Origin of the sequence: Flavobacterium faecale (assembly GCF_003076455.1) — a bacterium.
Classification (GTDB): Bacteria; Bacteroidota; Bacteroidia; order Flavobacteriales; family Flavobacteriaceae; genus Flavobacterium; species Flavobacterium faecale.
Genome location: NZ_CP020918.1, coordinates 468,632 through 480,465, shown reverse-complemented (window position 1 = coordinate 480,465; position 11,834 = coordinate 468,632). Strand labels below are relative to the sequence as shown.

The window sequence follows — 11,834 nt, the reverse complement described above, 5'->3', positions numbered from 1 at the left end:
GGAGCTGTATTTTTGTTTCGAAACCAAATAAAAATAGTTTACTAACACTGATCCGTTAGATCAAAATCAAAATAATGAAAGAAGCCATCGCTGTTTACACTAAAATTCCAAATGTTACCGATATAAAAATTGAGCCTTTTGATGTGAATAAAAGATATACCAAACCACATCGTCATAATAAGTACATTGAATTGGTCTATTTTAAAGCGGGTAGTGGTTTTCATTATGTTGACTCTGTCGCCTATAAAATCGAACCTCCAATTGTTTTTGGTATAAGTAATAATGAAGTTCATCACTGGGAAATTGATACGGTACCCGAAGGATTTGTGATCATCGTAAAAGATGGTTTTCTAGAAAAAACAATAGACAAACATATAAATCAGCAGTTGTATCGCTTAAATAAAGAACAGGTAATTAAGGTGCAACCCGATGAATCGATCGATAAATTATTTGAGGTTTTGTGTCTCGAAATGAAACAACATTCGATACAAAAGGAAGTTGTTGAAGGAAGTCTCAAAGCTTTACTAGGAAAAATTATTGGCTACTCCAATCGGGTAGAGTGTATGGTAGAGATAGACAAAGCCGTGCATTTTGAAGAGTTGTTATTGCAAGAGTTACGAAATGACGTGGCTTTTTATGCTGATTTGATGAGTATAAATGTGGCCCAATTGAATGCTATATGCAAAAAAAGTTTTTCTAAAACTGCCTCGCAAGTAATTACTACGCACATTATACAAGAATCCAAAAGACAATTGCTATACACGGATAGAACCATATCTGAGATTGGGTATAGCTTGGATTTTAAAGATGTTTCACATTTTGTTAAATATTTTAAAAGACATACAGCAATTACACCTTTGACCTTCAAACAAAATGGGATTTTGGTGTAGAATTTGTTTTTTTGACTTGATTATGGGTAGTATAAAATGCAATAACTGCAAAAAACACATTTATATACCTTAAAAACACCATATGTACCAAAATAGAATTTTTGATAATAGTAATTTTGTCCAATAACCAAAAAAAAGAATAATGAAATTAAATCAATTTATTGCCTTTGTTGCTTTTCTTGTAAGTGCTGCCGTGTTTGGGCAGGTATCAGGTAAGGTAGTAGACGGAGACTTTCCGTTAGAATATGCTACGGCTACTTTGTTTTCGACCGAAACAAAAGCTGTTGTAGCGGGTGTTGTAACAACCAAGGAGGGAACTTTTAAAATTGGCTCCCTAAAAAATGATAGCTACTATTTGGAAGTATCTTTTATAGGTTTTGATAAACAGGTTTTTAAAGATATTGTAATTAGTAGTAAAAATAAATCAGTCAATCTAGGGTTGATTTCATTAGTAAGTGGAGGCAATCAATTGAACGCTGTAGTTGTACAGTCAGTAAAAGGTACGGTGATTAGTAAAATTGATCGTCAGGTATATGATGCGAAATCTTTTCAAAATAGTCAAGGTGGATCGGCAATTGATGTGTTGAGAAACTTGCCTTCTATTTCGCTTGACGCACAAGGAGATGTGAGCGTAAGAGGTACAACTGGTTTCAGGGTTTTATTGAATGGAAAGCCTACACAAGGAAATATTTCGACCATATTGGGACAATTACCAGCCAATGCCATTGATAGAATCGAAGTGGTTACGGCGCCATCTGCTAAATATGACCCTGATGGGAAAGCGGGTCTGTTGAATATTATCACCAAAAAAGGAGCAACAAACGGACAATACGCGCAACTGAATGTTAAAGGTGGTTTTCCTTCGATTGAAAATTATGATAATAAAAAGAAAGCGCAACGTTATGGAATTGACGGAACCTATACGATCAAAAAAGACAAATGGGATATCTCGCTTGGAGGTAGTTACGGGCGTAATGATATACAAGGGCGTAGAGAAGGGAATGTTTTTACCAATAATATAACGGAAAACTATAAAACTCAATTTCCGTCAGACGGAGAGCGTAGTACCAACGAACTAAACTACAGTGGACGATTTACAGTAGATTACACACCAAGTATTACCGATAATTTCTCGGTTGGTTTTTATGGCGGTAAACGAAAAGTAGACAGACAAGCAGATATTTATTATAACAATAAAAGAACCGATTTGACTACAGGCGCTGTGCTTAAAAGCTTTGATTATTACAATGAAAATTTAAGAGTTCGTGACGGTGACTTTGCTTTGGGTAGTTTTGATTACACACATAAATTTGAGGATAAGTCAAAATTGACCGCTTCATTTTTATACGAATATACCTTGTTGGGTGGGCCTACAACCAACTTGAATTTGGGTTATACAGATTCTTCAATTGTGTACCAGGACGAATACAATACAAATGATAATCCTTTGTATGGTACGAGAGCGCAGTTGGATTATGAATTCAAACCTTTTTCTTTTGGTAAAATAGAGGCAGGATATCAATTTAGAAAATTAAAAAACAACGGGGATTTCATTTATCAAAGACGCAACCTAAGCTCAGGGATCTATGAAATTGTACCAGAATTTACGAGTCAAGTAAACCTGGATCGTTCAATTCATTCTGGTTACTTACAACTGAATGGTAGCAAAACTAAATGGGAATATGCTGCGGGCTTGCGATTGGAATCGATGAACCGTGATTTCTACCTAAAAGGATTTAATACTGCCGCAGAGAATTTAACCTATGATTATGTCAAGCTTTTTCCATCAGCATCAGCACAATATACGATGGATAATAATGTAAAAGTGAAGGCTGGCTATAGTAAAAGAGTAGATCGTGCACCAACCTATCAAATGAATCCTTTTAAGGAGAGAGAGCACTCAGAGACTTTTGAACAAGGGGATAAAAATCTTCGTCCAGAATTTACAGATTTAATAGAATTGGGTATTAGTAAAAACTTCAAAGGTGGAAATACACTTTTTGCAACCGCATACTATAGAGATGTTCACAATTTGATCAACCGTGTAAATACTTTGTCCTATACTACTGCGGGTGTTTTGAATGATACTATCTTGGACCGAATTTATACCAACGTTGGTAGAGGTAAAACACTTGGGTTAGAAATTGGATCACAGTTCAAACCGTCTACAAAATGGACAAATTTTATTGGAGCAAATATTTACAACTTTAATATCGACGGAAGCTTCAACGGAAAAGCCATCAAATCAAATGCTATTCAGTATTCTATAAACGCTAATAGTACATACAATTTTACACCTACGACTTCAATGCAGTTTACTTTGAATTATTTATCGAAAAAGATTACGGCTCAAGGGGAAGACTCTCGTTTTTATTCGCCTAATTTAACCTTTAGAAAATCATTCTTAGACAATCAATTGATTGCTACACTGCAATGGCAAAATATCGATATGGGAATGTTGAATACCAATGAACAGCGAATATCTACGCAAAGTACGGGGCAATATTACACAACAACCAATTATGTGTATGAGGTTGATATGGTTTTACTTAATTTATCTTACACCTTCAATAAAACGAAGAGTAGCGCTAAATTTATCGAAAGTGAATTTGGTAAAAAAGAATTCTAGACTACAGTTTACAATAATAAGGAGCGCTTTCAGAACTATTTTTGAAAGCGCTCTTTTTTTTTAAACGGCTGAAAATAAATAACTTTAGGATTGTTAATAATTTTTCAAATTTAGGTCAAGGCTATTTTTGTATGCTTCCAAAGAACTTAGTATATTTGCTTGCTAGAAGTTTCCCTATCCGGGATTTTTTTGTCTCAAGCAAAATAGTCTAGTCAATAATCGAATATAAACAAGAATTAAATATACAACAGATGGAAGTTATAGGTAGAGTTAAAGTGATTAATCCAGAGCAACAAGTAAGTGCCGCATTCAAAAAAAGAGAATTAGTTGTAACTACTGAAGAACAATATCCACAACATATATTAGTTGAGTTTACTCAAGATAAATGTGATTTGTTAAACAATTATGGAGTAGGAGAATCAGTAAAAGTTTCAATCAACCTAAGAGGTAGAGAATGGGTAAACCCACAAGGAGAAACTAGATACTTCAACAGTATCCAAGGTTGGAGAATTGAAAAAGCAGGTGCAGAAGCTCCTTCAGCGCCATCGGCTCCAGCAGCACCAGTTTTTCCAGCAGCTACAAATCTTAACGAAGAAGAAGCAGACGATTTACCTTTCTAATACAAAGCGAAAAACCGAATCAAAACCGATAAATTTATTTTTATCGGTTTTTTTATGCGCTATTATCACCCAAGGAATGTACAGAACCTTCTGTGCGAAGTTTGTATTGCATCTGATGCCTTATAGTGCTAACCCAAAAAATCAATAGTAAGCGAATAAGTATTAGGTGAGTTGATTTTTTTTCGAAAAAATATATTTTTATTAAGTAATTGTAAGTGAGTGTTTTGTAGTTTAATTTATTTTTAGTTGTACTTTTTTTTGGTTTTTTTTTAGTTTTTTAAAACCGTATCGATTTGTCTCTCGTAAATGATAGAAACAAACAATAAATAATTGATATGATGATTAAAAGACAATTACTCCTAATTTTGGCTGTAACAGCATTCGGATATGTTAACACAGCTCATTCTCAAAGTCCAATCAGTGGATTTATGCAAGGAAAAGGAAAAGGAAATGTTTCCGTTTCTTTCAGCTCAGAAAAGTACGATGATGTCTATTTCGTTCCAGAAAAAGTAGAAGGCGTTCCTGTCTTCAACAAGACAACAATTACAAGTACATCGATTTATGCTACTTATGGTATTAGTGACCAAGTAGATGTAGTAATGGTTTTACCTTATGTTACTGCAAAAGGTCATGCTACAGATGAAGTTTTGACAAACTTAGGTTTAGAAAACAAACGTCAAGGTTTTCAAGATGTGTCAGTTTTTGTAAAGTACAGTCCATTTAATTTTGACTTTGGTTCTTCTTCATTGCGTCTTATTGGAGCAGTTGGAGTAAAAACACCACTTAGTAATTACAAAGTAGAAGAAGGTTTTCAATCTATCATCGCAATTGGAAACAGAAGCACAACAGTAAGTACTACGGGTATGGCAATGTTCAAAATGAATTCGGGTGTTTTTGCATCGGGACAAGTAGCAGGAAATTATGCTTCGAATGATGTACCAAACTCTGTAACTACAGAACTTAAAGTAGGATACGCAGCAAAATCTTTTTATGGTGACGTATTTATTGCTAATCAAAAATCAACAGGTGGAGTAGATATCTTTGGTGAAGGTTTCGCTGGATATTTTCCAACTACAAAAGTAAATTACACAAAAATTGGAGTTGATTTATACGCACCAGTTTACAAAGATTGGGGAGTTTCTGCAGGAGCTAGCACATTGGTAGCAGGTAGAAATATTGGTCAAGCTACAGGTTTTTACGGTGGATTAGTTTATAAATTTTAATTACAAAACAACAAACAAAATGAAAAATTTCAATATAAAAAGTGCAGTTCTAGCATTAACATTAATGGGAACTTTGGTTTCTTGTGATACAGATTATAAAGACGAAACACCAAGTATTGCAGGTATTGCAGTAGCCAACCCAAACTTTAGTACCCTTGAGGGTGCTGCTGTACAAGGTGGAGTAGTAGGTGTATTGAGTAACAGTAACCCAAATGACCCATCAGGACATTATACTGTTTTTGCTCCAACAAACGATGCTTTTGCAAGATTAGGTTTGGTAGACTCTGGATCGCTAGGTGGATTACAAAATAGTTTCTTGACAAACACCTTGTTATACCATGTTTCAAATGGAGATTTAATGGGAAGCGGAATTAAAGCGGGTGGTACAGCTCCATCATTATTAGGTGTTGACAGACGTTTCATCAGTAGAGGAGCAGATTTGTACATCAACGGATCAAAAATTATCCTTACAGACGTAAGCGCAAGCAACGGTACTATTCACGGGATAGACAAAGTGATGATTGCTACTGGTGTAAACATCGTAGAATCAGCAATTTTATTAAAAGATGCAAAAGTTTTTAAAGCACCAGAATTAACTTTCTTAGTGCAAGCGGTAATTACTTCTGGTTTGGCAGGTACTTTGTCAAGTTCAAGCGCAAATTTCACAATCTACGCTCCAACAGATGCCGCTTTTAAAGCAGCAGGTTTTGCAACAGTTCAAGATGTAGCCAATACATCGCCAGCAGTTTTACAACAAGTATTGTTAAATCACGCTATCGTAGGTGGTAAGTTTACCTCTGAGCATTCAGGAACAACGGCAGCAACTGCAGGTGGTGGAATGTTAACATATAGTGCTTTTACAAACGGTATTTTTACTGTAAAAAGTAACGGAATCACAACTCCAGCCAACATGGTTATTCCAGATATTCAATGTAGTAATGGTGTAGTTCACGTTATTGACAAAGTGTTGTTACCATAATTGTTTTGTTTGATTTTTCTAAGCCCTGCATTTTGTAGGGCTTTTTTTTGGTCTAGAAATTCGGTAAAATCACAGCCCCAATACCAATTTGATTACCCAATTGCGGATATACAAAAGCGGTTCCTTTTTGTTTCTTTCCAAGATGGATATTCTGCAAAGGATTCCAATAAGTGACCAAAAATCCAGATGCCAATCCAATTCCTGCGCCCGCAAACACGTCTGAGGCAAAATGTTTGTTGTTGGCTACTCGCAAAAAACCGGTAGTGGTAGCAAACAAAAAACCACTGCTGGCATACCAAATATTATCGTCTTTGTATTCCTGAAAAAGTAGAGCAGCGTTGGTAAAAGCAATGGCACTATGTCCCGACGGAAAACTCAATTGATCAGAGTCGTCTGGGCGATGTGCTTTTACAATGTTTTTCAATACACTAACCAAGGTAAAACTCAGCGCATTGGCCGTCACTACCGAAATTGTTCTGTGTTTTAGTGAATTTTTGGCCTCAAAACCAAAAAGTCCGCCGGCATACAGTTGTCCCACAGGTACAAAAACAGTTATATCGTCTAAACGTGTATGAAAATCAGATCCAAAAAAACGATTCGCATCTGCTTGTATTTTTCTATTCCTGTCCGTATTGAGCAAAAGTGAACCAGTTGCAACCAAAGCAGCCGGAAGTATGAATTTCTTGTACGTTAGCTTTTGGGTTTTTACAATCGTATCATTAATTTGACCATTCATTTGATTGACTAGCAAACAAAGAAAAAGGATAACAGGCAACTTTCTCATATTCAATTGAATTCTATGGGGTTCAAAAAAACAAATTTAAGGCATTGGTTTGTGTTTTTCTTCTTAAACTTGCATTAAATAATTCGATTCTTTTTCTTTATAAATAAGCGTCATTAGCCTCAAGATTCATGGAAGACATACACAGCGTGCTCGATAGCATATATAACAAATTTAAAGATTTCGAAGACATAGGAGAAAAAGCAACCTATATTCCGGAACTTGCCAACGTAGACGAACGTTTATTTGGTATAAGTCTTACAACGGTAAACCAAAGACAAGTAAATCTAGGTGATGCTCATCAAAAATTTTCGGTTCAAAGTATTTCAAAAGTACTTATGCTTATCATGGCCTACAATTTAGAAGGTGATGCACTCTGGCAGCGCGTAGACGTAGAACCTTCGGGCGCTGGGTTCAACTCCATGATCTTGTTAGAACTAGAAAAAGGAATTCCACGAAACCCCTTAATCAACGCGGGTGCTATCGTCATTGCCGATGTACTGCTATCACACTACAAAGATCCCGAGTCCGAATTTATAAATTTCGTCAGACGCCTTACCAATGATCCTACGGTCACCTTTGATGACAAAGTATTTGAGTCAGAAAAAGGAGTGGGTTACCGCAATTATGCTTTAATCAACATGATGAAATCCTTCGGGAATATCCAGAATCCTATAGATGAGGTAATGGATTTTTATTTCAAAATTTGCTCACTAAGTATGAGCTGTGCGCAATTATCCAAAACATTTTTGTTTTTTGCCAACGATGGCGTAGATCCCATCACCAACGAAATTATTCTGACCCCAAGCCGTAACAAAAGAATAAATGCCATCATGTTGCTTTGTGGTTTTTATGACGAGGCAGGTGAGTTTGCTTATCGCGTAGGCCTTCCGGGCAAGAGCGGTGTTGGTGGCGGTATCTTAGCCATCCTTCCAAACATGTACTCAATAGTTGTCTTCAGTCCAAAGTTAAATCCAAAGGGTAATTCCTACCGTGGAATGGCGTTTTTAGAATGCTTGACAACCGAGTTAAGCGATTCTGTTTTTTAAAATTTCATAATCAATACAATGGTCCAATTATCAGATGCGCTAGTATTTCCAAATGTAAACACCGCCAATCGAGACGGCATCGTAGCGATCGGTGGCGATTTGTCGGCAGCACGGTTACAACTAGCCTATCAAAGCGGCATATTTCCGTGGTTTGAGCAAGGTGATCCCATCATTTGGTGGTCGCCCAATCCGCGCATGGTTTTATTTCTGGACGAAGTCCGAGTAACCAAAAGCATGCGAAATATCCTAAACCGTCAAGAATTCAAGGTAACCTTCAATCAGGATTTCCTAGGAGTTATTTCCAATTGCCAACGCATCAAGCGCGACGGTCAAAACGGAACCTGGATCACCAACGACATGATCGATGCCTATTGCAATTTGCATCAATTGGGTATCGCACAGTCCGTTGAGGTTTGGCAAAACGATCAGTTAGTAGGCGGTTTGTATGGTGTAGACATGGGACACGTTTTTTGTGGCGAAAGTATGTTTTCCAAAGTTTCCAATGCATCCAAAGTCGCTTTTATCAGTTTAGTCCATCACCTAAAAAGCAACCAATACCAACTACTAGATTGCCAAGTCTACAACCCACACCTCGAGAGTTTAGGCTGCCGCGAAATAGAACGAAATGACTTCATGAAGATCCTTCGAAATGAAGTTTAGTTCCATTACTTTGCCAAATTTGTAAGACAAGCTAATTTTGTGAAATTCACTTTAGTTTTCACATTCGTGCCAATTTGTGAAATTCGTGTCTTATTTTTATTCAGGGCCAATCCAGCTGTCCGTTGCAAGTCCTCCTTCAAAAACATTTTTTCTATTGTCATAAAAGGAGCATTTTTGCTACCCTTTCCTTTGGAGAGGGGCTGGGGGAGAGGACGGTCGCTCTTTTATGCCAAGAAAAAATAGGTTTTCTCAGTCCGGGCTTTCCACTACCATCTGGGGCAGTAAATCCCGAATTCTTATTTATTAATAATTTGTATGAATATTTTAATATATTTGAAAAAAAAATAGGTAACCATACCATAACCACCTAGTTTGTCACGCTGAAAGCGTCTCACGAGAGATGAGCACATTTGCTGAGAGGCTTTCAGCGAGACAAAACGTTGAGGTTAGAGTAATGTAGGTTGTGAGCACGAGCAGAGTTTTATTTTACAAATAGCAATTTAATAATAAGTAACCATACCATAACCACCTAGTTTGTCACGCTGAAAGCGTTTCACGATAGACGAGCACCTTTACTGAGACGCTTTCAGCGAGACAAAACGTTGAGGTTACAGTAATGTAGGTTGTGAGCACGAGCAGGGTTTGATATTGCAAATAGCAAATAAATAATAAGTAACCAGACCATAACCACCTAGTTTGTCTCGCTGAAAGCGTCTCAAGATAGGTGCGTACCTTTGCTGACACGCTTGCGGCGAGACAAAACGTCGAGATTACTGGAATTATAAGTTAGCCAATTTGTCTTGCTGCTTTATAACAAAAATTAAAAATTCAGTTTCACAAAACCCCATTCCAACGTTTTGTACAAAATCAGTTCATTTCTCAACGTAGGTAATCCAGTAATTAATTTTAAGGTTTCGTGTGCCATTATGGTGCCAATCATTCCGGGTAAAGTACCCAATACGCCATTAAAACTACAATTTGGAACATCCTTTGGATTTGGTGGTTCCGGAAATAAGTCACGTAAATTTTTACTCCCTTGATGGTTAAAAACCGCAATTTGCCCTTCGAAACCAAGGATACTTCCATAGACTAATGTTTTTCCCAATGCGACACAAGTATCATTCACTAAGTAACGTGTACTAAAATTATCAGAACCATCAACCACAAAATCAAATTGGCTAATGATTTGTGAAGCATTTTCGAAAGTTAGTTTTTCCTCAAAAGCCAAAACAGCAATCAATGGATTTAGTTTTTCAACGGTAGCCTTTGCTGTAGTAGCTTTAGGTAGACCCAATTGTTCTTCGGTATAAAGAATTTGACGGTGCAGATTATGAATTTCAATCGTATCAAAATCTACAATACCAATAGTCCCCACACCAGCCGTTGCCAAATATTGCAAAATAGGACAGCCCAAACCACCCGCACCAATCACCAGGACTTTCGCTTTTTTTAGTTTTTCTTGGCCTTCGTCACCTATTTCGGGTAGGATGGTTTGACGGTTATATCGTAAAAAATCTTGTATAATGCTCATGTTGTAGTGTGGAAATCCTCCCCCGACCCCTCCGAAGGAGGGGAGACTAGGGCGGATAATTGTTGTGTTAAATGAATTTGTGAGTAATAGTGATGAATTATTTGAAAAAAAGGAGGTAATCCTTCGTAGATGTGGAAGCAAATGCGAATATATTCACCCATAAATTTTCCACAATCAAGGAGTTCCCCCTTCGGGGGCTAGGGGGAATAGCACCGTACCAGTCGACACTGAATCGAATATATTCCCCCATAAATTTTCCACAATCTAGGAGTTCCCCCTTCGGGGGCTAGGGGGAATAACTCCTCTCCCAATCCTTCCAAACAGGTTCATAGCCTCGTTCTGTAATCATTGCAGCAATTTCGGCTACTGATCGTTCGTCGCTAATTTCAAATTGCTCCAATGACTGTGGATCCACCACATAACCACCAGGATTTGTTTTTGAGCCCGCGCTCATGCTTGTAGTTCCGATCGGAATGATGTTATTTCGAAATTTCTCATTCTCACGAGTCGAAATCGAAATTTCTAAATCTTCATTCCATAATCGGTAGGCGCAAATTAACTGCGTCAAATCCTTATCATCCATAATAAAGTTAGGCGGAACAGTTCCTTCTGCAGGTCGCAATCTAGGAAACGAAACGGAATATTTTGTCCTCCAATACGTTTTTTGTAAATAGTCCAAATGCAAAGCATTAAAAAAACTATCGGTACGCCAGTCTTCAAGTCCAAGTAAAACACCCAGTCCTATTTTGTGAATCCCAGCTTTTCCTATGCGGTCAGGCGTATCTAAGCGGAAATCAAAATTAGATTTCTTTCCCTTAGTATGGTACTTTTTATAGACATCCTGATGATAGGTTTCTTGATACACCAAAACAGAATACACACCTGCTTCATGCAAGCGCTCGTATTCGTCTTGTGAGAGCGGTTGGACTTCTACCGAAATAGTTGAAAAATCATTTTTTATAAATTCAATGGCATTCAAGAAATAATTGATGTTCACCGTATAATTGGCTTCGCCAGTTACCAACAAAACATGGTCGAAACCAAGTTTCTTCAAAGCTTCAACTTCTTGTTTGATTTCAAAATCCATCAAAGTCTTGCGTTTGATTTTATTGTCCAAACTAAAACCACAATAGGTACAAATGTTTTGGCACTCGTTACTAAGGTACAAAGGGGCATACATTTGGATGGTTTTTCCAAAGCGCTTTTTGGTCAACTCATGACACTCTTGCGCCATTTGCTCCAAATAAGGCTGCGCTGCTGGCGAAATCAATGCCAGAAAATCATCCAAGTTGCGTTTTGTTTTAGAAAGAGCTTGCTCGACTTGCTTGGAAGTACTAGCATATATCTTGGATTGGATATCGTCCCAACTGTATTGTTCAAAAACAGATTTAAATGTTGTCATTGTATTTTGTTTTATTTTAACCCTATCAGGGTTTTAAACCCTGATAGGGTTAAAAAGGTAAAGAGTGTCA

At 37.2% G+C, this 11,834-nt stretch carries 10 protein-coding genes; 7 read left to right on the top strand and 3 right to left on the bottom strand.

The features are described 5' to 3' along the window. The first annotated feature begins 74 nt into the window (after positions 1–74). The 5 genes from FFWV33_RS02195 (at position 75) to FFWV33_RS02175 (ending at position 6,341) form a co-directional block, all read left to right on the top strand. Complete coding sequence (locus tag FFWV33_RS02195; protein WP_108739384.1) at positions 75–890, top strand: AraC family transcriptional regulator; 816 nt, start codon at positions 75–77, stop codon at positions 888–890. A gap of 142 nt (positions 891–1,032) precedes the next feature. Continuing rightward, positions 1,033–3,519: a TonB-dependent receptor gene (locus tag FFWV33_RS02190; protein ID WP_108739383.1), complete on the top strand. Its 2,487-nt coding sequence runs from the start codon at positions 1,033–1,035 to the stop codon at positions 3,517–3,519. Positions 3,520–3,770: 251 nt separating this feature from the next. Further along, positions 3,771–4,139 (top strand): DUF3127 domain-containing protein, encoded by a 369-nt coding sequence (locus FFWV33_RS02185; RefSeq protein WP_108739382.1) that lies wholly within the window; start codon positions 3,771–3,773, stop codon positions 4,137–4,139. Between the two features lie 335 nt (positions 4,140–4,474). Beyond that, a complete protein-coding gene (locus FFWV33_RS02180; RefSeq protein ID WP_245891629.1) occupies positions 4,475–5,362 on the top strand; it encodes a hypothetical protein in 888 nt (295 codons plus the stop codon). 19 nt (positions 5,363–5,381) lie between these two features. Continuing rightward, positions 5,382–6,341: a fasciclin domain-containing protein gene (locus FFWV33_RS02175; protein ID WP_108739380.1), complete on the top strand. Its 960-nt coding sequence runs from the start codon at positions 5,382–5,384 to the stop codon at positions 6,339–6,341. Positions 6,342–6,393: 52 nt separating this feature from the next. Here the strand turns inward: FFWV33_RS02175 and FFWV33_RS02170 are convergent, their stop codons facing one another. After that, positions 6,394–7,125 carry a phosphatase PAP2 family protein gene (locus tag FFWV33_RS02170; protein WP_108739379.1) on the bottom strand — a complete coding sequence of 244 codons (732 nt, stop codon included), beginning with the start codon at positions 7,123–7,125 and terminating at the stop codon, positions 6,394–6,396. 128 nt (positions 7,126–7,253) lie between these two features. Between FFWV33_RS02170 and FFWV33_RS02165 the strand changes: the two genes are divergently transcribed. After that, positions 7,254–8,171, top strand: a complete 918-nt coding sequence (locus FFWV33_RS02165) for a glutaminase (protein WP_108739378.1) — start codon at positions 7,254–7,256, stop codon at positions 8,169–8,171. 18 nt (positions 8,172–8,189) lie between these two features. Further along, positions 8,190–8,831, top strand: coding sequence for a leucyl/phenylalanyl-tRNA--protein transferase (gene aat, locus FFWV33_RS02160; RefSeq protein ID WP_108739377.1), 642 nt, complete (start codon positions 8,190–8,192; stop codon positions 8,829–8,831). A gap of 820 nt (positions 8,832–9,651) precedes the next feature. On the opposite strand, the gene FFWV33_RS02150 is transcribed toward aat, so the two are convergent. Both FFWV33_RS02150 and thiH read right to left on the bottom strand, forming a co-directional pair. Continuing rightward, positions 9,652–10,362: a HesA/MoeB/ThiF family protein gene (locus FFWV33_RS02150; protein ID WP_108739375.1), complete on the bottom strand. Its 711-nt coding sequence runs from the start codon at positions 10,360–10,362 to the stop codon at positions 9,652–9,654. Positions 10,363–10,648: 286 nt separating this feature from the next. Continuing rightward, entirely contained in the window at positions 10,649–11,764 is a 1,116-nt protein-coding gene (thiH, locus tag FFWV33_RS02145; protein WP_108739374.1) for a 2-iminoacetate synthase ThiH, read from the bottom strand. Between the last annotated feature and the right edge of the window lie 70 nt (positions 11,765–11,834).

Excerpts from the sequence above, each read along its gene's own strand:
- FFWV33_RS02170 (WP_108739379.1), bottom strand. The coding sequence starts at position 7,125 with ATGAGAAAGTTGCCTGTTATCCTTTTTCTTTGTTTGCTAGTCAATCAA.
- aat (WP_108739377.1), top strand. The coding sequence starts at position 8,190 with ATGGTCCAATTATCAGATGCGCTAGTATTTCCAAATGTAAACACCGCC.
- thiH (WP_108739374.1), bottom strand. The coding sequence starts at position 11,764 with ATGACAACATTTAAATCTGTTTTTGAACAATACAGTTGGGACGATATC.
- FFWV33_RS02150 (WP_108739375.1), bottom strand. The coding sequence starts at position 10,362 with ATGAGCATTATACAAGATTTTTTACGATATAACCGTCAAACCATCCTA.
- FFWV33_RS02180 (WP_245891629.1), top strand. The coding sequence starts at position 4,475 with ATGATGATTAAAAGACAATTACTCCTAATTTTGGCTGTAACAGCATTC.
- FFWV33_RS02195 (WP_108739384.1), top strand. The coding sequence starts at position 75 with ATGAAAGAAGCCATCGCTGTTTACACTAAAATTCCAAATGTTACCGAT.
- FFWV33_RS02165 (WP_108739378.1), top strand. The coding sequence starts at position 7,254 with ATGGAAGACATACACAGCGTGCTCGATAGCATATATAACAAATTTAAA.
- FFWV33_RS02185 (WP_108739382.1), top strand. The coding sequence starts at position 3,771 with ATGGAAGTTATAGGTAGAGTTAAAGTGATTAATCCAGAGCAACAAGTA.
- FFWV33_RS02190 (WP_108739383.1), top strand. The coding sequence starts at position 1,033 with ATGAAATTAAATCAATTTATTGCCTTTGTTGCTTTTCTTGTAAGTGCT.
- FFWV33_RS02175 (WP_108739380.1), top strand. The coding sequence starts at position 5,382 with ATGAAAAATTTCAATATAAAAAGTGCAGTTCTAGCATTAACATTAATG.